Here is a 21,287-nt window from a genome sequence, read left to right as displayed (position 1 = left end):
AACAAGACAGGAACGCCCCTGCCCGGTGGATGGGTGGGGGCGGTTCTTTTTGGTGAGTGGGCCGCTCTTCTCCGGCTGATACTTACATTACTATTAGCTATGTAAGACGGAGGTGCGACCATGCGAACCAAGAAAGCCACCATCAGCAGTAAGGGTCAGATTGTCTTGCCGCGTGAAGTCCGGGATCGGCTGGGAGTAGGCCAAGGGGATGAGGTTGAGTTCGTGATGGACGACCAAGGCATCTACCTGCGTCCCTACCGGGAGGAAGAGAACCCTTTCACCAGATGGATAGGGGTCTTGCCGCAGGGCGACGAGACGACGGAAGAGTTCATCCGCAACACGCGACATGAGGGGCTGACGGATGAAGAACTCCGCATCCTTCGCAGCGGCCCCGGAGCGCAGGTCTTCCGGGTGGGTCCCGACGGGAGAGAGGAGCGGGTCTGATCACCGCGCTGGATGCCAACGTCATCAGCGACCTGCTGGATCAGACTCCCCATTCCGCAGCCCTCTCGGCTCGGCTGGGACAGTACGCCGGGCAAGGCCCTCTGGTGATCTGCGGCGTCGTCTATGCCGAGTTGCATGGCCGACGCCATACCACCAGAGCCGCCATCGACACTTTTCTGAACGGCACCGGCATCCGCCTCGATCCTCAGATGAGTTTGGACGCCTGGGTCGAGGCGGGACGAGCGAACGCCGACTACCACGCAAGGCGCCGGGCGGGGGGAGCCGCTGGAATTCGCCCGGTCCTGCCCGACTTCCTGATCGGCGCGCACGCTCAGCATCACGCCCACCGACTTTTTACGCTCAACCCGGCAGACTTCGCCGACTTTCCGCAGTTGCGCGTGTTGACGCTCTGAAACCGGCGATCCTTGTCGGCTCACTCGCGCCACGCAGCCGCAAAGGGAGGCCCACATGACCTCAAACCGCACCCCCTGGCCCTATGCCGAAGCCCAGACCCACCTAAGCGAACTGCTTGACCTCGCTGCCAATGGAGAACCCAGCGAATTGTGCAACCCGACGGCACGACCATCGTTGTCCTTGCCACCCGTACGCAAACCGTGGAGCAACAGCCCCGGCCCTTCCGTAGCGGTCTCAGCACGTTCCTCAACGCTCCACGAGACGACGATTTCAACCCCGAGCGGCTACGCGGCAAGCTCCGCGATATCGACCTCTAGCCTCCCCCATCCCGCCTACCCCCGCCTCCCCCTTTTGGCCGATGCCCCCGCCCCTGCTCCGGCGCACACTGGGTTCAGACTTCGGTGGGGCCTCCGCACGGGAGCGCACCCGCAACCCACGCGAAGAAGCCCCCACCCGAGTGAAGGTGGGGGTTCAATTTAAGAGCAACCGTGAGCAGAGTACCGTAATTACTTCTCTGTCGTCACTCTTTTTGTTCTACTTCTTTCCGGAGAGTCTTTTTTAACCTTTTTTACCCGAGGGTGTGCCCCTCCCACGTTAGTAGTCTTATGAAATCTGGAAAGCCCACTGTCTCCAAATTTCGACATTTTTTCGTCAACTTCTTGGGGCGTTAATATGAAGGGTGTTCGTGCACCTGCCTTTTTCATGATGTCCATAACATCCATTCTGATAGCTCCGGATAAAACTGCAATAGAGTCTTTGATTAATAACATCATATCATCACTTGGCTCCTCCGTTGGAGTGAGTTCAAAATTTATCTTATAGTCTGCGACATGCCTTAACCTGATCTCTCCAATATCTTCCTCTGTATGCTTATCTACGAATAAAATTTTAGTTTCGGTTTGTCCATATGCTTCTGTAGGTTCTTGTTTAGGATTATGACTTCCGGCGAAGTAATTAATTTGAATAGACACGGACGAAGGAGTTCCAATCACTCTCTCGAGTTCCCAAGAGGCCGATACCAAGGACAGATCCTTTAAACGGAATAATTGCTTACCTTCCATACATCTCTCTTGCTTCTTCGCAGGTAACAGGAATAAATTCGGTTCTCGTAGTCATAACATACTGCTTATACCTCTCATTCTTCCCCTCATCTTCTATAGCCTTGCAAACCCAGGTGCTTAACAATTGTTCGTAAGGCACGCGACGGGCTTCCGATATAACTTGCAAAGACCTCTTGTATTCGTGTGGAAGTGGTACGAACACACCATCTTGCAACCTCTTATAAATAAATAAGGCTCGCTTTACCACTTCTGTGCGGTTAGTCTCTCGTTTCTCAACTTCATTATCTAAGATTTCAACTATATGATGTGGAAGCCTCATGGTAACAGATTTGGTATCACTCATATCTTCTTCCCCCTTCTTCTAGTTTTTGAGGGACTGCCTCGACGATAAACCCTAGATCGTTTCATTAGGTACTTGCTTCTTAAACCTGCATTCGTCGCCTCAAACGCGGTGACGAATTCAATAACACCTTTCGAAGTCTCCACCACGAGCACAAAAATCGCATCTTCCAAGAAAGGCAACGGTTCAAAGCCGAAAAGGAATCGGCACTCATTCTCCACATCACGCTGAAGGAAAATTGCACCTACCCCCAACCCCATGTCGACTTGTTCCCTGGTCAGGCGAGCTCTCTCATGAAGGTGTTTTAAGCCTCCGTCCGTCCAGGCTATGCCCGGCGAGCGGAGTTCATCAGGATGTGGTTCCCAACATGTCTCCCCATCCTCGCCAGACGCCATCGTAAGACAAATTGTCTTACAAAACCCACGACTCCGCAAGTGGCACCCTCACAACCTCTCCGGCTGTTGCTACGATTTGCACTTACAGAAAGAGCGCAGCCACAACTCAAACGAAGGAGGTGCCCCCACCCTTACTCAGGTGGGGGCACCTCCTTCAGCTATTCAGAGCTTCCGTATCCACGCCCACGCCCCCGGCAGCAGCAGGGCGGCGAGGCCGAGTTTCAGGGCGTCGCCGAGGAGGAAGGGGGTGAGGCCCGCGTTCAGGAGGGCCTGACCCTTCAGGCCGGTGGTGGCGCTCAGCCAGGGCAGCCCCAGGCCGTAGATCACCACGCTGCCCGCCAGCATGGCGAGGGCGGTGCCGCGCACGGTGCGGTCCAGGGCGTACCGCTGGGCAAGCCAGCCGACCAGGCCAGCGGCAAACACGTAGCTCAGCAGGTAGCCGCCCGTGGGGCCGACGAACTTGGCGAGGCCCGCGCTGCCCCCCGCGAACACGGGCAGACCCGCCGCCCCAGCGAGGAGGTACGTGGTCAGGCTCGCCGCACCCCGCTTCCAGCCCAGCGCGGCACCGACGAGCAGCACGGCGAGCGTCTGGAGGGTGACGGGCACGGGCTTCAGCGGCAGTTCGACCTGCGCGACGAGGGCGACGAGGGCCGCGCCGCCGAGGATCAGCAAGAGGTCACGGGTCAGGCCGTGCGCGGGGGCGAGCGTGCGGGAGAGGGTGGGATAGGCGGGTGCGGCTCGGGTCATGGCTGTTCCTCCGGTGAGTGGGGTGGGGTGAGAGTGCCGACAAGCTGAACGTCGCCCGCGTGGACGGTGACGGGGGGGCCGCCGGGCGGACGGACGACGAGCCCCCCCTGCGCGTCGAGGTCCACGGCGGTCCCGGTGATCTCGCCGCGCCCGGTGACGACCCGCACCTCCCGCCCGAGGGTGACGCTCGCGCCCCGCCACGCCTCCAGCACAGCGTCAGGCGGCGCGGCGAGCCAGCGTTCCAGCTCGGCGAGGACGCGGGCGAGGAGGGCGGCGCGGGTGACGCCGGGAGAGAATTCGGCGAGGTGGGCGGCCCCGGGCGGCGCGGCGGTGACGTTGACGCCGATGCCCAGGACGGCGCGGCGGGCCTCCTCGCCCCGCAGGTCGGCTTCGAGCAGGATGCCCGCGAGCTTGCGCCCGTCGGGGGCGAGCAGGTCGTTGGGCCACTTCAGCCCGCCGACGCCGCACGCGGCTTGAAGCGCAACACCCGCCGCCAGCGGCATCAGGGCGAGGTCGGGGAGGGGCAGGGGGCCGTCGAGCAACACGCTGAAGACCAGCGTCCCGTGCGTCGTGTCCCACGCCCGCCCCCGTCTCCCCCGCCCGGCGGTCTGCCGTTCCGCGACGACGACCGCGCCGTGCGGAGCGGGGTCCCGCAGGTCGTCCGCCCACGCCCGCACCTCGTCCTGCGTGCTGCCAACCGTGCCCGCGTAACGCATCGCCCGCCCGAAGGTGCCTGCGACGGGCACGAGCTGCGGCGCGGGCGTGCCCGGCTCCAGCGCGTACCCGCCCCGCGTGGTGACGACGGGCACGCCGTCCTCCGCGAGCCGCCGCGCCAGGGTGTTCACCGTGACGCGGCCCACGCCCAGCCGTGCCCCCAACGCCTCCCCAGACTGGGGCTCATCGGTGAGCAGCGGCAGGAGTCGGGCGGGCACGTTCAGCACTATGCGGGGAAGGAGTGAACGAAGGCAAGGCGGGAGACCTGCACCCGTAAGTGGTCAGTGGGAAGTGGTGAGTGGAAAAGGAAGCGGTGAGCTAAAGCTGTTGCCGCCGTTTCCCACTCACCACTGACCACTTCCCACTCACCACAACCGTAACTCCCGCGTCAGGCCCCCGTCACCCCTTTTGCTATCCTCGAACCATGACGATGGTGCGGCAAACCCGGCAGCGGCAGGCGGTGATCGAGGTGCTGCGGGCGTCTCGGGAGCATCCGGACGCGGCCTGGATTCACGGGCAGGTGCGGGGGCGGCTGCCCCACGTGAGCCTGGGCACTGTGTACCGCACGCTCGACGCCCTGGTGCGCGACGGGGTGGTCGTGACCATCGAACGCGCCGGGCAGGCCACCCGCTACGACTACAAGCACGAGGGCGAGGACCACCACCATGCCGTCTGCCGCGGCTGCGGCGCGATCTTCGACGTGGACGCCGAGGCGATGCCGTGCATCCCGGTGGCGGCCCTCCCGCCCGGCTTCCAGGTCACCGAGGTCAGGCTCGAATTCATGGGCCTGTGCCCCGACTGCACGCCCCAGCCAAGCGCCGAGGGCTGAATTCACCTCCCCCACCTGCCCCGTCCCTCGCGGCGGGGTGTTCTTGTGCCGCGTCCCCATCGCCCGTGTTCTGGGCGGCGGGCAAAGTACGGTGGTCTTGAGCAACCAAACCAGGGCAATACCGCGCGAAGGGGGCAGGGCATGGGAGACACCGGGGTCTCGGCAGGGCGTGGTCGGAAGGTGGGGCGGGAGGCGTGACGACCCTCGCGGTGGTGCTAACGCTCCTGCTCGCCGTCTGGGCGCTTGTCCGCGCGGCACGCCTGGAACGGCGGGCGGACGAGGCCCGCGAGGAGCTGCGGCGGCTGAGGGAAGGGCACGAGGCGCTGCGGGCGAAACTGGCACGGCTGCGCGGGGTGCCGGACGAGCCCGCCGTGGCCGTCCTCCCCGTGGTCGAACAGGCGGGGGAAACGTCCCCTCCCCCAGTCTGGCCCGACGACGTGCCCGTCGCACCTCCGCCTCGCCCTGCCCGGCCACGCGGCCCCTCGCTGTGGGACCCCGCCTACAGCCGGGCGCGGATCAGCGTGATCGGCGGGGTGCTCGTGCTGGGCGGGCTGGCCTTCACCCTGCGGGAACTCGGGGCGCCGGGGTGGACGCGGCTGCTCGCCGTGTTCGCCTTCGGGGCGCTGCTGTACCTCAACGCGCGACGGGTGCCGTGGCCGGTGTCGGGCGCCCTGCGCGGGCTGGGGTACGGGGTGACGGCGCTGGGGCTCGGGAGCGTCGCCCAGGTCCTGCCGGACGTCTGGGGACCCGGCGTGGTGATGGCGGGCCTCCTCGGGCTGAGCGCCGCGCTGCTGTGGGACGGCCTGCGGCGGGGCGAACCCCTGCTCGGCGCGCTGGCGGTGCTGGGGGCGGGCCTCTCGACCTGGATGCTGACGGACGACCTGGGGCAGGCGTCCATTCCGGCGGCGGGCGCGGTGTTGCTCCTCGCGGGGGTGGCTGTCTCGCGGGGAAGTGCCCGGGTCCGGGAGGCCGACCCGGTTGAGGAACCGGTCCATCCGGGTCGAACCGCCCTCGCGCTGACTCTCGGAGCCGCGGGGCTGGTGCCGGTGGGGTGGGTGGTCGCCTCGGCAAGTCACGTGGACCCGGCATTGCTCTTCGGACGGGGGGAGGCGTTCGCCACCCAGGTTCTGGCCCTCTCCGGCGGAGTTTTCCCCGGCCTGCTCGCCTGGCTGGCGTTCAGCACCCTCGCGCTTGCCCCGGCCCTGGCCCTGCTCGGGCGGAGGGAGCGGGGGGAGGTGGGAGGTCCGGTGCCCGTCCTCGCGGCGTGGGCCACGCTGGGGCCGCAGGTGCTCGTGGCCGCCGCCGCAGGGACGGCGCTCTCCCTCCAGGGGGGCCCTGACCCCCTTGTTCTCGGACTCGCTCTCGCGCCCTTGATGCCCCTCGCGCTCGCCGCCCGGCACGCCTGGAGGCAGAACCTGGAAACGGATCGGGTCAGGGACACGGGTGCCTCGCTGGCGGGCACGGTCGCGGGCAGCCTGACCGCCGCCGCCACGGGGGTCGCGGGGGCGGCGGCCCTCGGGCTGCTCGGCGCACGGACCCAGCCCGCCGCCCTGAGCGGGATCGCGCTCGCCCTGCTGCTCGTGGGGCTGAGCGCCCGCAGCCGGGGCTGGCTGACGACGGGCGTGGCGGGCCTGGGGCTGAGCGCCTTGTGGGGCGCGGGCGTGGCGGGAGAAGGCTGGGGAGCGGACCCGGTGCGGGCGGCGCTGCTGGGCGCGGTTCCGGCAGTCATAGGGCTGCTCGGCGCCCTGCGGGTCGCGCGGGACCCCTGGGCGAGTGCTCCCCGCGCGGAGAGAGGCCCGGATGCCTCCGTCACGCCACCCGCCCCCGGGCTGACGGCCCCGCTCCTCGCCGTGGGGTGCGGCGCTCTGCTCATGGGGGCGCTTCAGCCGGGGGGCGTCCTCTCCCTCGGAATAGTCACAGTAGCTTTCGCGGGGGGGCTGTGGTGGCTGCGGCGGGCGGGGCAGCGGCCCGGCGACGCACCGACCCCGACCGACTCCCTCCGAACGACGCTCTTCTGGGCGCTCGCTCCCGGAGCCGCCCTGGGAGCCCTGCTGCTCCTCGGGACGGCGGAGGGCGACGGGCTCCCCAGGCTGGCCGCCTGCCTGACCGGCCTCCTCGCGGCGGGCTCGCTCCTGGGCACGGCACGGGTGGGCGGGGAGGCACGCGGCCTCGCCGAATTGGCCGGGCTCGTCCTCCTCGCCCTGGCGTTGAGCGTGGCCTGCGTGACGTGGCTCCCCGCGCTCGGCGTGCCGGGGGCGCTGGCCCTGGCGGCGGCGCTGACAGTCCCGCTGCGCCTCGTCTGGGGGTGGGGACGGCTGGACGTGGGGCTCGGCCTGGGCCTGCTCGCCGCGCTCGTCGCCCTGGTGGAGGGCGTGTGGGGCGGCACCTCCCCCGTTCCGGTCCCCGGCGTGCTCGCCCTCGGCGGGGTCTGGGCCCTGACCCGCACTCCGGGCGGCCTGCGGATGCTGACCAACCTGATTCCGGGCACCGCCACGCCCCAACGTCCCCCCGCCCAGGCCCTCTGGCTGGCCGCGCTCCTTCTCGTGGGGCTGCTCTCGCTCGGGGCGTGGCTGGACCCGTCGGTGGAGGGGCTGCGGCCCTGGCTCGCCCTCTCCAGCCTCGCGGTGCTCGGGGTCGGCCTGTGGGCCTGCGTGGGGGCGCACCGGACGGCGCGGCAGGGGACAAACGGCGGGCCACGCCCCCTGTGGGACACCGGCCTCGCGCTCGTCGTGGCGGGGGGCGTCAAGGGGGCCTTGCTCGACGCGCCGACGATGGACAATCCCGGGGCGGCGGTGGGCGTGGCCGTGCTCGTCACCGGGCTGAGCCTGCTCGCGGTGGCGATCCTGGCGCCGCGGCCTCCCGCCGCCGGGGGCGGAGTCGGCTCCGGGGAGGAAGGCCCCTTTGTCCCCCCGCCCCCGCGCTAGCCTGCCCGCATGACCGCGTCCGCCCGCCCCGCCCGACCGCTCTCGCCCCTGGTCGCCTTCCTGCTGGGGTGGGGGATCGGCGTGGGGGTGTTCCTGCTCTTGCGGGGGGTGGGGCTCGCGCTGCTTTCGGGGCCCTGCGAGGGGCGCACCACCCTGGCGCTGCTCGCGCCGCTGCTGCTGGGGCCGGGGGGCCTCGCCTTCACCGCCTCGAACTGGGCGCGGCCCCGGCGGGCGGCCCTGGGGCTGGGGCTCGTCGTGGCGTCCTTCCTCCCGGCGCTGGCGGTCGGGGCGCGGGACATCGGCGTGCTGCGCGCGACCGGGTGCGCGGGCGGCTACGTGGTCGTCACCCCGGCCTCGGGCGGGAAGTCGGTGTCCGAACTCAACGTGCGGGCGGGGCAGACCCTGAACTTCACCGCGCGGGTGGGCGGCTACACCCCCCAGACGCACCCCGGCGAGTTCCGCCTGAGCACCCGCAGCCCCGCGCCGGGCCTCGCCCTCACCCTGCAAGGCGCCCGCGCGCGGGCGGGCGAGAGCGTGCCGCTGCGCCTGACGGTGGCCCCCAACACGCCGCCGAACACCTATACGGTGGGCGTGCAGGCCACCCAGGAGAGCGGTGGGCAGGCGTATACGGCGGAGGGGACCCTGACGGTAAACGTCTTGCGGTAAGGGCGGGGCCACCCCTCGGTCAGCTTCGCTGAGAGGGGAGCCAGAGACAGACGTTGGAGGCCTCCCTTTAAGGGGAGGTGACCCGAAGGGCCGGGGGGACTTCCGGGCAAGCTCCGGGAGCGGGGGAGCAGGTAGGCTAAGCGGTGTGAACGTGGCCGAACTCTCCAGCCTCAGCCTCCAGACCTTCCTCACCATGCTGGTGGTGATGGACCCGGTGGGCCTGGCCCCGATCTTCCTGGGGCTCGCCGGGAACCGCCCGAGCTTCGAGCGGCGGCGGGTGGCGGTCAAGGCGACGCTGGTGGCGGGCGGCATCATCCTGGCCTTCGCGCTGTTCGGGCGCGAACTGCTCGGGCACCTGGGGATCAGCCTCAGCGCCTTCCGGGTGGCGGGGGGCATCCTGCTCTTCCTGATCGCGCTCGATATGGTCTTCGCCCGCCCCAGCGGCAGCCGCGAGAACCCCGACGAGGAACGCGAGGCGCAAGACCGCCCCGACATCAGCGTCTTTCCGCTCGCCATCCCGCTGATCGCCGGGCCCGGCACGCTGGCGAGCATCATGATCCTCGCCGGGGACGCGCACGGCAGCCCCCCCCTGCTCGCGGCGGTCCTCCTCGTGACGTTCGGGGTCTTGCTGCTGTGTTACCTCGCCCTGCGGCTCAGCGGGCAGATCGCGCGGGTGATCGGGCTCACGGGCGTGCACGTGGTGACGCGGGTGCTCGGGGTCTTGCTCGGGGCGCTGGCCGTGCAGTACGTGGCGGACGGGGCGATGGAGTTCGTGCGGGGGGAGGCGGGGCGGGCGCTGGCGGGGCTGGGGGTGCGGGGGTAAGCGCGGCCTTACGGCTTCCTAAGCCACTCGGCGCAACATTCCCCCCATCTGGGCGCTCTAGAATGCCGCCGTGAATCCCACCACGAGCGTGACGAGAGAGGAGGCGCGCGGGATGCGCGTGGCGGCGGACCTGAACGCCCCACGGGTCCTGGTCCTGAACGCGTCGTACGAGCCCCTGCACGTGACGAGCGCCAAGCGCGCGATCACGCTCGTCCAGTACGGGGTCGCCGAGGTGCTGGAGGCGAGCAACGACGTGGTGCGCTCGCCCTCGACCGTGCTGCGGGTGCCCAGCGTGATCCGGCTGCGGCGCTACGTCCGGCGCCCGCGCGTCCACCCCGTCCCCTTCAACCGCCGCAACGTCCTCAGGCGCGACACCTTCGCCTGCCAGTACTGCGGGGCGCCCGAAGACCTCACCCTCGACCACGTGCTGCCCCGCTCGCGCGGCGGGCGCCACGGCTGGGAAAACGTCGTCACCGCCTGCCGGGGCTGCAACCAGCGCAAGGGCAACCGCACCCCCGACGAGGCCGGCATGCCCCTGCGCACCCGCCCCCGCGCGCCCACCTTCGGCGTGTACGCCCACGGCCAGTTCGCCCACTGGCAAGACGAATGGGCCAAGTACATCTACGACCGGGGTTGAGCCCGCGAAAAGGCGGGGAGGGGTGGAGGCGTCACGGCCCCACCCCTCCCCGCCTGTGCTCTCGGAGGCTCAGGCCCTCAGCGCCTCAGCGCGTCCGCGTCCGCCTGACTCAGAATCTTCGCCCCCTCGGGCACGACCGTCCCGTCGGGCAGGGTCACGTCGATCACGAGCGCACCCGTGCCGATGGTCACGTCGTTGCCCACCTTGGAACGGAAGACCACCGCGTCGTCTCCGACCGTCACGTTGTTGCCCATCTCCAGCGGACCGTGGAAGACGATGTTGTCGTCGGAGTCGAGGTTGTCCCCGATGCGGATGCCCGTGCCCTTGAGGGCGTGGAAGGTCACCTGATCCCCGATCTCGGCGCCTCTCCCGATGACGATGGGCGCGCCCTCGTCCGCGCGGATGCTCGTGCGGCGGCCCACCACGCTGCCCTCGCCCAGCCGCACGTCGCCGACGATGCGGGCGAACTCCTCCGTGCGGACATTCGCGCCGAGGGTGGGCCGCACGGGGCTCGGGTTCCAGCTCGTTCTCGGCGCGGCGCTCACCCCGGTCACGCCCGCGTAGCCCTGGGCCGCGTACTGCTCGGCGTAGCCCTCGGCGAACTCGGCGTTGACCTCCAGCACGTCGCGCTGGAACTCGGCCTGCGCCTCGGCCTTGCGGGGCAGGGCGTTCGCCTGCGCCTGGGTGGTGACCACCGCGCCCGTGAGCACGAGGCGGCCCTGCGGCACCCGCACGTTCTGCACCAGCGCGCCGTGCAGGACGAACACCCCGTCCTCCAGCACGCTGTTCACGACCCGGCTGTGAAAGCCCACGAAGGTGAAGTTCCCCAGGGTGCTGTTCTCGACCGTCGCCTGGTGGGCCACGCTGACCTGATTCTTCGCGGTGGTCGCCCGCGCGTCGCAGCCGCCCGCCCCCGCCGGGAAGGGCCGCCCGCCGTCGGCCAGGAAGAGGATGTTGTCCTGCAAATTGGTCTCGTTTCCGAGGCACACCCGCGTGCCGGGGTCGGCGCTCAGCGTGGTGTTCCCCGCGACGAAGCTGCCGCGGCCCACCGTCACGTCCCCGAAGAGTTCGACCTGCGGGCTGAGGAAGCTGCCGTTCGTGACGACCGGAGCGTCCAGCCGGAAGCGCGAGAAGAGGCCGTCGGCCCCCCCCGCGAGGGCCACCGCCCCGAGGCCAAGCCCCGTGCCGAGTGCCGTGAGGATCACACCCTTGTTTGGTTGTCGCATCTGCCCGGAGGGTAGGGGGACGGGATGAGTGAACCGTGGGAGAGGCCCGCTCGGCGGCGGGGCCCTGCGGCCCACGGGTCCCCCGCAGAGCCGACGCTAGACTCGGGCATGAACCGCGCCGAGGCCTACGCCCTGATGCTGGAGCACACCCCCTCCGAGTCGCTGCGGCGGCACATGCTCAACGTCGAGGCGGCGATGCGCTGGCACGCCCGGCAATGGGGCGAGGACGAGGAACTCTACGCGGTGACGGGCCTGCTCCACGACTTCGACTACGAGCGGCACCCGGCGGAGCACCCGACCTGGGGCGCCCAGTTCCTGCGCGAACACACCGACACGCCGCCCGAAGTCTTGGACGCGATCCTGGGCCACGCGACCTCCACGGGCGTTCCGCGCGAGACCCGGCTGGCGAAGACCCTCTTCGCGGTGGACGAACTCACCGGGCTGGTGCAGGCGGCGGCGCTGATCCGCCCCGACCGGGACGTGCGCGCCGTCGAACCCGGCAGCCTGAAGAAGCGGTTTCGCAACCGCGCCTTCGCGGCGGGCGTCAGCCGCGAGGAGGTGGAGCAGGGGGCGCGCGAACTCGGGGTGGACCTCGACACCCACCTCGCCAACGTGCTGCGGGCGGTGCAGGAACTCGGGCCGGACGCGCGGAGGGAGGCGCCTCCCCCCACGCGCTGAGCCGGGGGCCTGTTTGTGGCCCCCCGGGCATGTGAAGAACACATAGAGGTGAAGCTCAGCCGAAGTGGAGGGGAGGCCCGCAGCATGGAAGGCGCTTGGCGGCTGCCCCGGCGGGTGGCCGCACGACCGGCATACCAAGGAGACTTTCCATGAACAAGACCCTGCTGACGCTCGCCCTGATCTTCGCCGCCCCCACCGCCCTGGCCGTGGCCGCTAGCGCCACCTACGTGCAGGTGCAGGACACGAGCACCACCGGCACCGACGCGACCGACGGCGCCGCCGAGCGGGCGGGCGAGGCCGTGGACAACGCCGCCGCCGCGACGGGCGACGCCGTGCAAGACGCCGCTGCCGCCACGGGAGACGCGGTGCAAGACGCCGCCGCCGCCACCGGCGAGGCGGTCGACAATGCCGCCGCCGCGACGGGCGCGGCTGTGGAGGGCGCCACCGAGAGCGTGAACAACGCGGTCGACCCCAACGGCGACGGCGTGGTGGACACCAACAACAACGGCACCGCCGACACCCGCGAGTTTCCCTGGGGCCTGCTCGGCCTCGCGGGCCTCTTCGGCCTGGCGGGCCGCAACCGCCGCCCCGAGCGCGTCGTGACCACAACCACCACGACGGGCACGACCGGCACGGGCTACACCGGCACGACCGACCGCCGCTGAGCCTACCCCCACAGCAAGTCCCCCGGCCTCGCACGGTCGGGGGACTTGCTGTGGGACCCCTGGGTCCTGGGCCGTCTACGCGCGGGGCGGAAAGCGCACGAAGGTCATCCAGAAGTCCTCGAAGGCGCGGATCGCGTTCAGGAAATTCTCGAAGCCGACGGGCTTGACCACGTAGCCGCTCGCGTGCCGGGCGTAGGAACCGCGCACGTCCTCCTCCGCCTGGCTGGTGGTGAGCATCACGACCGGGATGCTGCTGAGCACAGGGTCGCCCTTGATCTCGCCGAGGACCTCCAGCCCGTTCTTGCGCGGCATGTTGATGTCGAGCAAGATCACGTCGGGGCGCGGGGAGGAGGCGTACTCGCCCTCCCGGCGCAGAAAGTGCAGGGCCTCCACCCCGTCGCGCACCACGTGGACCCGGTTGGGCACCCGCGCGCCCTCGAAGGCCTCTTGGGTCAGCAGCACGTCGGGCTCGTTGTCCTCCACGAGCAGGATCTCGATTCGGGACCGGGCGTGGGAAGGGGCCTCGGCGGCGTGGGGGGAGGTCACGTGGGCCCTCCCGCCAGGAACAGGGCGGCCAGCGATCCTCCCGCGCGGTCTCCCACGCCTCTCCCGGAACGCCGCCTGCCTACCAGCATCGTCAACACGGCTTCATGATACTCAGGATCGCTGACAGAGCCGTCACCGGTCATACGAAGTGTGAAATTGTCGACTTGCGCCCGGGGAGGCCGGTCGGCCCGTCCGCCTCAGCCCCGCAGGGCGTACCCGACGCCGCGCACGGTGCGCAGCAGGCCGTAGCCGTCGAGGTCGCGCAGCTTGGCGCGCAGGTTCGCCATATGCACGTCCACCACGTTGCTGCCCTCGGGCAGGCGGCCCTGCCAGATTTCCTGCCCGATCTCCTGGCGCGAGTACACCCGGCCCGGCTGGCGGATCAGCAGGGCGAGGATGTCGAACTCCTTGGGCGAGAGCCGCAACTCCTCACCCTTGTAGGTCACCAGCCGCTTTTGCGGATCGAGGGTGAGGTCTCCCATGCTCAGGCTCTCGGTGGTGCGCTGGCGAAGCTGGACCTTGACCCGGGCGAGGAGTTCGTCGGGGTGGAAGGGCTTGATCAGGTAATCGTCGGCGCCCAGGCCCAGCAACCGGACCTTCTCGTCCACGGTGTCGCGGGCGGTCAGGACGATGATGGGCACGGCGCTGTTCTTGCGCAGCCGCTGCACCACGTCGCCGCCGTCGAAGTCGGGCAGGCCGAGGTCGAGCAGGATCAGGTCCGGATGATCCTCGCGGGCCCGGATCAACCCGTTCATGGCGGAGTCGGCGTGCTCGACCCCGTACCCGGCGTCGTTCAGGTCCATCCGCAGCACGTTGGCGATGTCGAGGTCGTCCTCGATCACGAGAATCCTTTGGGCGCTCACCCCCTCATGATACCCGCCTTCACCCGCACTTCACGTCACAGGGGCGGTGACCCCGGCGGGTGGGCCCGCGAGAACGCCCGCCCGGCGCCTCGCGCGCGCCCGGTCGGGGGCTTCCCGAAGGGTTGCTCAAGGCCAACCGGGGGCGGGTGCCTGTGCTACCCTGAGCCCACTGCGCCGCGGTCTGATCGCCGGGCGACACAATCCGTCTTTCCTGGGCCGCGCCCCTTTCCGCGTGGCCGCATCACTCAAAACCGCACTCGCCTCCCTCCCCCGAGGGTTTTTGACAGAGGAACGTTCTCCCCTTCTTAGGAAGCCCTCGCCGGGGCAGGAGGCGACCGTGCGCCGGAGCACCCACCCACATGACCCACCCAGAGCAGACCCCCCGGAACCCCCAGCCCGGGCCCGAGTCCAGTGACGCCCACCTCGAAGTGATCCCGCTCGGCGGCATGGGCGAGATCGGCAAGAACATCTTCGCCTACCGCTTCGGCGACGAGATCATGGTGGTCGACGGCGGCCTCGCCTTCCCCGACGCCCACCAGATGGGCATCGACCTGATCATCCCGCGCATCGACTATCTCCAGCAGCACGCCGCGCTGATCAAGGGCTGGATTCTGACCCACGGCCACGAGGACCACATCGGCGGCCTGCCGTACATCCTGCCCCGGCTGCCCAAGGTGCCCGTCTACGGGGCGCCGCTGACCCTCGGCCTCGTGCGCGAGAAGCTCGCCGAGTTCGGGGTCAAGGACGGTGACGTGGACCTGCGCGAGGTGGGCCTGAGCGACAAGGTGCGCATCGGCAAGAACTTCCACGTCGAATTCATCCGCATGACCCACTCGATTCCCGACAACGCGGGGTACATCCTGACCACGCCGGTCGGGCGGGTGCTGCATACCGGCGACTTCAAGCTCGACGAGCACCCCAGCGACGGGAAGCTCTCCGACCTGCCGCGCATCGAGCAGGCGGGGAAAGACGGCGTGCTCCTCCTGATCAGCGACTCCACGAACGCCGAGCGCCCAGGCCGCACGCCCAGCGAGGCGGAGGTGGCGAAGAACATCGAGGAGGTGATCGCGAACTGCCGGGGCCGGGTCTTCCTGACGACCTTCGCCTCGCAGGTCAACCGCATCCAGAACATCCTCCACATCGCTCACCGCCTGAACCGCCGGGTGGTCATGGAGGGCCGCTCGATGCTGAAGTACGCCCAGGTCGCCCAGGCCCTCGGCCACCTGGAGGCGCCCGACCCCTTCCTGACGAACGAGGAGGTCGGCGAGCTTCAGGACCAGCAGGTTCTGTACCTCTGCACGGGGTCGCAGGGCCAGCCCATGAGCGTGCTCAGTCGATTGGCCTTCGGCACCCATGCCAAGATCGCTCTCAGAAGGGGCGACTCGGTGATCCTCTCCAGCAACCCCATCCCCGGCAACGAGGAGGCCGTCAACCTCGTCATCAACCGCCTGTACGAGATCGGGGTGGACGTGTACTACCCGCCGACCTACCGGGTCCACGCCTCCGGGCACGCCTCGCAGGAGGAGCTGGCGACCATCCTCAACCTCGCGCGGCCCAAGTTCTTCCTGCCCTGGCACGGCGAGCCCCGCCACCAGATCAACCACGCGCGGCTGGCGCAGACCCTCCCCCGCCCGCCCAAGCGCACCCTGATCGCCAAGAACGGGGACGTGGTGCGGCTGGGGCCGGACGAGTTCAAGGTGACGGGTACCGTGCCCGCGGGCGCCGTGTACGTGGACGGCCTGGGCGTGGGCGACATCAGCGATGAGATCCTGCTCGACCGGGTGAGCATGAGCCAGGAGGGCATCCTGATCATGACCGCCGTGCTGCACCCCTCCCCCCACGTCGAGATCGTCTCGCGCGGCTTCGTGCGCGCCAACCGCGACCTCGACAACCAGATTCGCAAGGTCGCCCTGGAGGCCATCGAGGGCGGCGTGCGCGAGAAGAAGAGGTTGGAGGACGTGCGCGACGACATGTACGGGGCCGTACGCCGCTTCGTCCGCAAGGTGACGGGCCGCAACCCGGTCCTGATCCCGATGATCGTGGACTGAGCAGGGCAAGGAGCAGAGGGCCGGGGTGAAGGAAGCTCCGGCCCTCTGCTTTTGGCTTGCCGGAAGGGCCTTTTAGCTCCTCCCCCCTTGTGGGGGAGGCCGGGAGGGGGGTCAACGCAAACGACCCGCGGCGCGGCGAGAAGAGGGCTGCCTGGACATTCCCACCGGCTCTGCTCCGCCATGCCCGCTCACCCCCTCCTAACCCCCCCCCTCAAGGGGGAGGAGCTTTTGGTGCCTCCCTCTCCCAAGCCGTCCAGCCGCCGCCCAGCACAGCCCCCACCCCCCACTCAGCGCAGCCTTGCCTACCTTCCACCCGAAAGCCCGTGCGATAATGCCGCCCATGAGCGTGATCCCGTACGTGATTGAGCAGACCGGTCGGGGCGAGCGGATGTACGACATCTACTCGCGCCTCCTCAAGGACCGGATCATCTTTGTGGGCACGCCCATCGAATCCCAGATGGCGAATACCATCGTGGCGCAGCTTCTCCTCCTCGACTCGCAGAATCCCGAGCAGGAAATCCAGATGTACATCAACTGCCCCGGCGGCGAGGTCTACGCGGGGCTGGCGATCTACGACACCATGCGCTACATCAAAGCACCCGTCTCGACCATCTGCGTGGGCATCGCCATGAGCATGGGCTCCGTGCTCCTGATGGCCGGGGACAAGGGCAAGCGCATGGCCCTGCCCAACAGCCGGATCATGATCCACCAGGGCTCGGCGGGCTTCCGGGGCAACACCCCCGACCTGGAGGTGCAGGCCAAGGAGGTGCTGCACCTGCGCGACAAGCTCGTGAGCATCTACCACAAGCACACCGAATTGCCGCACGACAAGCTGCTGCGCGACATGGAGCGCGATTACTTCATGTCGCCGCAGGAAGCCCAGCAGTACGGCCTGATCGACTCGGTGATCGAGAACACCCGCCAAGTTGAGGCCGTCCTGTGACGGGCCGCAGCGTGGGCGGCGACCGCTGTTCCTTTTGCGGGCGGCAACACCCCCAGATCGCCCAACTGATCGAGGCGCCGGGCCGCGCCGCCTTCATCTGCAACGAGTGCACCGACCGGGCCCACGAACTCGTCAAGCAGAACAAGACCAAGGGCAGTGAATTCAGCCTCGAAGAACTCCCCAGCCCCAAGGAGATCAAGGCCTACCTCGACGAGTTCGTGATCGGGCAGGACGAGGCGAAAAAGGCGCTGGCCGTCGCCGTCGTCAGCCACTACCAGCGCCTCGCGCACCCCGACGTGAACCTCCAGAAGAGCAACATCCTGCTCATCGGGCCGACGGGGACGGGCAAGACGCTGCTCGCTTCGAGCCTGGCGGAGATGCTGGAAGTTCCTTTCGCCATCGCGGACGCGACCACGCTGACGGAGGCGGGGTACGTGGGCGACGACGTGGAGAACGTGATCGTGCGGCTCCTCCAAGCCGCCGAGTACGACGTGGCCGCCGCCGAGCGCGGAATCATCTACATCGACGAGATCGACAAGATCGCGCGCAAGAGCGAGGGGACCTCGATTACCCGTGACGTGTCGGGCGAGGGCGTGCAGCAGGCGCTGCTCAAGATCATCGAGGGCACGGTCGCGCAGGTACCGCCGCAGGGGGGCCGCAAGCACCCGCAGCAGGAACTCGTGCAGGTGAACACGAAGAACATCCTCTTCATCGTGGGCGGCGCCTTCGAGAGCATGAGCGAGATCGCCCGCGCCCGCACGAACGTCCGCGCGGTGGGCTTCGGCGCCGAGCACAAGGGCGAGGAGAAAGAAGAGCTGCGCTTCTTGCCCGAAGACCTCGTGAAGTTCGGCCTGATCCCCGAGTTCGTGGGCCGCCTGCCCCTCGTCGTGCAGCTTCAGGACCTCGACGAGGAGGCGCTCGTCCGCATCCTGACCGAGCCGCAGGGCGCCATCGTCAAGCAGTACCAGGCCCTCTTCGGCTTTCAGGACGTGGACCTGAGTTTCACCGAGGCGGCGCTGCGGGAAGTCGCCCACCGGGCCAGGGAGCGCAAGACGGGAGCGCGGGGCTTGCGGGCCGTGCTCGAAAAGGCCATGACCGACCTGCTGTTCGAGCTGCCGGTCGAGGGCCTGCGGGAACTGCGTTTCGACGCCGAACATATCGACCATTCCCTGAGCCTGATTGAGTCTAAGGGACTCAAGAAGTCTGCTTAAAAGCGAGAGGGATTACAGCCACACCCCGCCCACGTCCTTACAATCTGGGGACATCGTGGGCGGGGTGTCTTTTCCTGAAGGTCACGCCACGAGTGGATGTGACCCGAGGAGGGCGCCCCGCGTTGAACTCACCTCTTCCCGGGCCTTTCCCGGCCCGGTTTCAAGGAGCAAGCATGATCTGGGAACTTCCCGTAGTTGCGCTCAGAAACATCGTGATCCTGCCCGGCATCACCATGAACGTCGATGTGGGCCGCCCCAAAAGCAAGCGCGCCGTGGACGAGGCTCAGGCGTCGGATCGCCGCGTCCTGCTGCTCACCCAGCGTGACGCCCGCACCGACGACCCCACCCGCGCCGAGCTGTACGACATGGGCGTGCTGGCCGTCGTCAAGCAGGTCGTGCGGATGCCCGACAACACCTACCAGGTGCTCGTGGAGGCCCAGGAGCGCGCCCAGGTGACGGGTGAGGTGCCCGCCGCCTACCTGCGGGTGCGCGCCGAGACGATCCCCACCCCCGAGGCCCCCGGCGAGATGGAGGCGCGCGAGGTGCAGGTGATCGCGGGCGAGGTCAAGTCGGCCTTCGAGGAGTACCAGCGCCAGAACAAGAACCTGCGGCTGGACAACTACCAGCTCGAGGGCCTGAAGAACCTCTCCGACCCCGGGGCGCTCGCCGATTCTGTCGCGCACCACGCCACCTGGACACCCGAGGAGAAGCAGGAGGTTCTGTCGGCCACGTCCCCGCGTGCCCGCCTGGAGGCGGTGCTGAAGTTCCTGACGCGCGACTCCGAGCGCTTCAACATGGACAAGAAGATCGCGGGCCGCGTCAAGGAGCAGATGGACGCCAACCAGCGCGAGTACTACCTGCGCGAGCAGATGAAGGCGATCTCCAAGGAACTCGGCGGCGGGGAGGACGGACCTGCCGAGGTCGAGGCGCTGCGCGAGAAGATCGAGGCTGCCGGGATGCCCGAGACGGTCAAGGACAAGGCCCTCAAGGAACTCGCCCGCCTGGAGCGCACCCCCGGCGGCAGCCCCGAGAGCACGGTCGTCCGCAACTACATCGACTGGCTCACCGACGTGCCGTGGAGCAAGCGCGACGAGGAGATTCTCGACATCGGGCGCACGCGCGACATCCTCGACGCCGACCACTACGCGCTGGGGGACGTGAAGGACCGCATCCTGGAGTTCCTGGCCGTGCGGCAACTGACGCACCAGGACGGCGAGACCGAAGAGCAGCGCAAGGAGCGCACCGCCGAGGAGCGCATCGAGGACGGCGAGCTGCGCGCCCCGATCCTGTGCCTGGTGGGCCCTCCCGGGGTGGGCAAGACCTCGCTGGGCAAGAGCGTGGCCCGCTCGCTCAACCGCAAGTTCGTCCGCATGGCGCTGGGCGGCGTGCGTGACGAGGCCGAGATTCGCGGCCACCGCCGCACGTACATCGGCTCGATGCCGGGGCGGATCATCCAGGCGATGAAGACGGCGGGCGTGACCAACCCGATCATCCTGCTCGACGAGATCGACAAGATGAGCTCGGACTGGCGCGGCGACCCCAGCAGCGCGATGCTGGAAGTCCTCGACCCCGAGCAGAACCACACCTTCCAGGACCACTACCTGGAGGTGCCCTACGACCTCTCGCAGGTCATGTTCATCACGACGGCGAACACCCTCCAGACCATTCCGCGGCCCCTGCTCGACCGCATGGAAGTCATCCAGATTCCGGGCTACACCCAGCCCGAGAAGGTGGAGATCGCCAAGCGCTACCGGGTGCCCCGGCAGCTCAAGAGCCACGGCCTGACGGGCAAGCTGGAGATCACCGACGCGGCGCTGAACCGGATCGTGGAGGAGTACACCGCCGAGAGCGGCGTGCGCAACCTCGACCGCCAGATCAGCAAGCTGACCCGCAAGGCGGCGCGCGAGCTGCTGGAAAAGCCCTGGGAGGGCCTGCGCGTCCTGGACGCCGCCGACATCCCCGAGTACCTGGGCGTGCCGCTGCACCGCCCCGACCGGATGGAGAAAGAACCCCAGGTCGGCGTTGCGCAGGGCCTGGCGTGGACGAGTGTGGGCGGCACGATGCTGATGGTCGAGGCCCTCGCCACCCCCGGCACGGGCAAGATCGTGATGACGGGCTCCTTGGGTGACGTGATGAAGGAGAGCGTCTCGGCGGCGGTGGCCTACCTGCGGGCGCACGCCCACGAGTACGGCGCGGACCCCGAGTTCCACAAGACGCTCGACCTGCACGTGCACTTCCCCGACGGCGCCACGCCGAAGGACGGCCCCAGCGCGGGCATCACGATTGCCACCGCCGTCGTGAGCGCGGTGACGGGCCGCCCCGTGCGGCTTGACGTGGCAATGACCGGCGAGATCAGCCTGCGCGGGCGGGTGCTTCCCATCGGCGGCGTCAAGGAGAAGCTGCTCGCGGCACACCAGGGCGGCATCCGGGAGGTCATCATCCCGAAGGACAACGAGGCCAACCTTCAGGACGTGCCGGAGAGCATTCGCGGTGAGCTGCGGATTCACACCGCCGAGCGCGTGGGTGAGGTGCTCGACCTCGTGCTCCTGCCCGCCCCCGAGGCCGAGCAGCCTGTCACGATTCCGCCCAGCCAGGGCCGGGACGTGACGCAGCCGGGAGCGTAAGAGTCGCCGGCAGCCAGCGAAAGAAGGAACGCCCCCGGGTCCACTGGGGGCGTTTCTCTTTTCTGCTGTTCAGTGGCCGCTCGTCGCCTTGAGGCCCACGATGGCGACGACCATCAGGGCGAGGAAGCCGAGGCGGGAGAAGGTGGCGGGCTCCTTGAACAAGACGATGCCGAGGATGGCCGCACCCACCGCGCCGATGCCGACCCAGACGCCGTAGGCCGTGCCGATGGGCAGGGTCTTGGCGGCGAGGCCGAGCAGACCCATGCTGGCGACCATGCTGATGACGGTCAGGACGGTGGGCAGGGGACGGGTAAACCCTTCAGTGTACTTGAGGCCGACGGCCCAGCCGACTTCCAAGAGCCCCGCGACGACAAGCAAAATCCAGGCCATGACGTGACACCTCCTGTGTCCGCGCCGTCTTGTCGTGACCGGGTACGGCGGTGCTCTCGTCCGGAGTTCGGCCCCTCGGGGCGACTGAGAAGCAGTGTA

General features: G+C 68.7%; 20 protein-coding genes and 1 riboswitch. Of the genes, 13 read left to right on the top strand and 7 right to left on the bottom strand.

Annotated elements, in window-relative coordinates:
- Positions 1-120 precede the first annotated feature (120 nt).
- Both A7B18_RS03690 and A7B18_RS03685 read left to right on the top strand, forming a co-directional pair.
- Positions 121-444 carry an AbrB/MazE/SpoVT family DNA-binding domain-containing protein gene (locus A7B18_RS03690; protein WP_102125301.1) on the top strand — a complete coding sequence of 108 codons (324 nt, stop codon included), beginning with the start codon at positions 121-123 and terminating at the stop codon, positions 442-444.
- 104 nt (positions 445-548) lie between these two features.
- Positions 549-857: a type II toxin-antitoxin system VapC family toxin gene (locus tag A7B18_RS03685; protein ID WP_102125300.1), complete on the top strand. Its 309-nt coding sequence runs from the start codon at positions 549-551 to the stop codon at positions 855-857.
- Positions 858-1,364: 507 nt separating this feature from the next.
- On the opposite strand, the gene A7B18_RS21240 is transcribed toward A7B18_RS03685, so the two are convergent.
- The 3 genes from A7B18_RS21240 to A7B18_RS03675 form a co-directional block, all read right to left on the bottom strand.
- Entirely contained in the window at positions 1,365-1,919 is a 555-nt protein-coding gene (locus A7B18_RS21240) for a hypothetical protein (RefSeq protein ID WP_146009448.1), read from the bottom strand.
- Positions 1,920-2,816: 897 nt separating this feature from the next.
- Positions 2,817-3,401 carry a biotin transporter BioY gene (locus A7B18_RS03680; RefSeq protein WP_102125299.1) on the bottom strand — a complete coding sequence of 195 codons (585 nt, stop codon included), beginning with the start codon at positions 3,399-3,401 and terminating at the stop codon, positions 2,817-2,819.
- Entirely contained in the window at positions 3,398-4,333 is a 936-nt protein-coding gene (locus A7B18_RS03675) for a biotin--[acetyl-CoA-carboxylase] ligase (protein WP_102125320.1), read from the bottom strand. The genes A7B18_RS03680 and A7B18_RS03675 overlap by 4 nt, the downstream gene beginning before the upstream one ends.
- Positions 4,334-4,539: 206 nt before the next feature.
- On the opposite strand from A7B18_RS03675, the gene A7B18_RS03670 reads away from it, so the two are divergent.
- The 5 genes from A7B18_RS03670 (at position 4,540) to A7B18_RS03650 (ending at position 9,994) form a co-directional block, all read left to right on the top strand.
- Positions 4,540-4,944 (top strand): Fur family transcriptional regulator, encoded by a 405-nt coding sequence (locus tag A7B18_RS03670; protein WP_102125298.1) that lies wholly within the window; start codon positions 4,540-4,542, stop codon positions 4,942-4,944.
- A 194-nt stretch (positions 4,945-5,138) separates the two neighbouring features.
- Positions 5,139-7,868, top strand: coding sequence for a hypothetical protein (locus A7B18_RS21850; protein ID WP_102125297.1), 2,730 nt, complete (start codon positions 5,139-5,141; stop codon positions 7,866-7,868).
- 9 nt (positions 7,869-7,877) lie between these two features.
- On the top strand, positions 7,878-8,534 hold the full coding sequence (locus A7B18_RS03660) for a hypothetical protein (protein ID WP_102125296.1): 657 nt from the start codon (positions 7,878-7,880) through the stop codon (positions 8,532-8,534).
- 145 nt (positions 8,535-8,679) lie between these two features.
- Entirely contained in the window at positions 8,680-9,357 is a 678-nt protein-coding gene (locus A7B18_RS03655; RefSeq protein ID WP_102125295.1) for a MarC family protein, read from the top strand.
- A gap of 112 nt (positions 9,358-9,469) precedes the next feature.
- Positions 9,470-9,994: an HNH endonuclease gene (locus A7B18_RS03650; protein ID WP_102125319.1), complete on the top strand. Its 525-nt coding sequence runs from the start codon at positions 9,470-9,472 to the stop codon at positions 9,992-9,994.
- A gap of 77 nt (positions 9,995-10,071) precedes the next feature.
- Here the strand turns inward: A7B18_RS03650 and A7B18_RS03645 are convergent, their stop codons facing one another.
- Positions 10,072-11,220, bottom strand: coding sequence for an LbetaH domain-containing protein (locus A7B18_RS03645; protein WP_102125294.1), 1,149 nt, complete (start codon positions 11,218-11,220; stop codon positions 10,072-10,074).
- 108 nt (positions 11,221-11,328) lie between these two features.
- Here A7B18_RS03645 and A7B18_RS03640 point away from each other — a divergent pair, with 108 nt between their 5' ends.
- Together A7B18_RS03640 and A7B18_RS21845 are read left to right on the top strand one after the other, a co-directional pair.
- Positions 11,329-11,898 carry an HD domain-containing protein gene (locus A7B18_RS03640; RefSeq protein WP_180970003.1) on the top strand — a complete coding sequence of 190 codons (570 nt, stop codon included), beginning with the start codon at positions 11,329-11,331 and terminating at the stop codon, positions 11,896-11,898.
- Between the two features lie 149 nt (positions 11,899-12,047).
- Positions 12,048-12,563 carry a hypothetical protein gene (locus A7B18_RS21845; protein ID WP_180970002.1) on the top strand — a complete coding sequence of 172 codons (516 nt, stop codon included), beginning with the start codon at positions 12,048-12,050 and terminating at the stop codon, positions 12,561-12,563.
- 75 nt (positions 12,564-12,638) lie between these two features.
- Here A7B18_RS21845 and A7B18_RS03625 read toward each other — a convergent pair whose 3' ends face one another.
- Together A7B18_RS03625 and A7B18_RS03620 are read right to left on the bottom strand one after the other, a co-directional pair.
- Positions 12,639-13,109: a response regulator gene (locus A7B18_RS03625; protein ID WP_102125290.1), complete on the bottom strand. Its 471-nt coding sequence runs from the start codon at positions 13,107-13,109 to the stop codon at positions 12,639-12,641.
- 197 nt (positions 13,110-13,306) lie between these two features.
- Positions 13,307-13,972 (bottom strand): response regulator transcription factor, encoded by a 666-nt coding sequence (locus tag A7B18_RS03620; protein ID WP_102125289.1) that lies wholly within the window; start codon positions 13,970-13,972, stop codon positions 13,307-13,309.
- 359 nt (positions 13,973-14,331) lie between these two features.
- On the opposite strand from A7B18_RS03620, the gene A7B18_RS03615 reads away from it, so the two are divergent.
- From A7B18_RS03615 to lon, 4 genes are all read left to right on the top strand, one after another.
- Positions 14,332-16,020, top strand: a complete 1,689-nt coding sequence (locus tag A7B18_RS03615; RefSeq protein ID WP_102125288.1) for a ribonuclease J — start codon at positions 14,332-14,334, stop codon at positions 16,018-16,020.
- 331 nt (positions 16,021-16,351) lie between these two features.
- Entirely contained in the window at positions 16,352-16,963 is a 612-nt protein-coding gene (gene clpP / locus A7B18_RS03610; RefSeq protein ID WP_102125287.1) for an ATP-dependent Clp protease proteolytic subunit, read from the top strand.
- On the top strand, positions 16,960-18,174 hold the full coding sequence (gene clpX / locus A7B18_RS03605; protein WP_102125286.1) for an ATP-dependent Clp protease ATP-binding subunit ClpX: 1,215 nt from the start codon (positions 16,960-16,962) through the stop codon (positions 18,172-18,174). Before clpP ends, clpX begins: the two co-directional genes overlap by 4 nt.
- A gap of 173 nt (positions 18,175-18,347) precedes the next feature.
- Complete coding sequence (gene lon, locus A7B18_RS03600) at positions 18,348-20,798, top strand: endopeptidase La (protein ID WP_102125285.1); 2,451 nt, start codon at positions 18,348-18,350, stop codon at positions 20,796-20,798.
- 69 nt (positions 20,799-20,867) lie between these two features.
- Here the strand turns inward: lon and sugE are convergent, their stop codons facing one another.
- A complete protein-coding gene (gene sugE, locus A7B18_RS03595) occupies positions 20,868-21,188 on the bottom strand; it encodes a quaternary ammonium compound efflux SMR transporter SugE (protein ID WP_102125284.1) in 321 nt (106 codons plus the stop codon).
- An 18-nt stretch (positions 21,189-21,206) separates the two neighbouring features.
- Positions 21,207-21,276: riboswitch (guanidine-III (ykkC-III) riboswitch) on the bottom strand.
- Positions 21,277-21,287 lie beyond the last annotated feature (11 nt).

The organism is Deinococcus planocerae (assembly GCF_002869765.1).
Classification (GTDB): domain Bacteria; phylum Deinococcota; class Deinococci; order Deinococcales; family Deinococcaceae; genus Deinococcus; species Deinococcus planocerae.
Note: the sequence above shows the minus strand (reverse complement) of the source record. Positions and strands in the feature narration are given on the sequence as shown.

Bases quoted from the DNA above. Each gene is read 5' to 3' on its own strand.
- A7B18_RS03670 (WP_102125298.1), top strand. From the start codon at position 4,540: ATGACGATGGTGCGGCAAACCCGGCAGCGGCAGGCGGTGATCGAGGTG.
- clpP (WP_102125287.1), top strand. From the start codon at position 16,352: ATGCCGCCCATGAGCGTGATCCCGTACGTGATTGAGCAGACCGGTCGG.
- A7B18_RS03690 (WP_102125301.1), top strand. From the start codon at position 121: ATGCGAACCAAGAAAGCCACCATCAGCAGTAAGGGTCAGATTGTCTTG.
- A7B18_RS03640 (WP_180970003.1), top strand. From the start codon at position 11,329: ATGAACCGCGCCGAGGCCTACGCCCTGATGCTGGAGCACACCCCCTCC.
- A7B18_RS21240 (WP_146009448.1), bottom strand. From the start codon at position 1,919: ATGGAAGGTAAGCAATTATTCCGTTTAAAGGATCTGTCCTTGGTATCG.
- A7B18_RS03615 (WP_102125288.1), top strand. From the start codon at position 14,332: ATGACCCACCCAGAGCAGACCCCCCGGAACCCCCAGCCCGGGCCCGAG.
- A7B18_RS21845 (WP_180970002.1), top strand. From the start codon at position 12,048: ATGAACAAGACCCTGCTGACGCTCGCCCTGATCTTCGCCGCCCCCACC.
- A7B18_RS03660 (WP_102125296.1), top strand. From the start codon at position 7,878: ATGACCGCGTCCGCCCGCCCCGCCCGACCGCTCTCGCCCCTGGTCGCC.
- sugE (WP_102125284.1), bottom strand. From the start codon at position 21,188: ATGGCCTGGATTTTGCTTGTCGTCGCGGGGCTCTTGGAAGTCGGCTGG.
- A7B18_RS03680 (WP_102125299.1), bottom strand. From the start codon at position 3,401: ATGACCCGAGCCGCACCCGCCTATCCCACCCTCTCCCGCACGCTCGCC.
- lon (WP_102125285.1), top strand. From the start codon at position 18,348: ATGATCTGGGAACTTCCCGTAGTTGCGCTCAGAAACATCGTGATCCTG.
- A7B18_RS03650 (WP_102125319.1), top strand. From the start codon at position 9,470: ATGCGCGTGGCGGCGGACCTGAACGCCCCACGGGTCCTGGTCCTGAAC.
- A7B18_RS03645 (WP_102125294.1), bottom strand. From the start codon at position 11,220: ATGCGACAACCAAACAAGGGTGTGATCCTCACGGCACTCGGCACGGGG.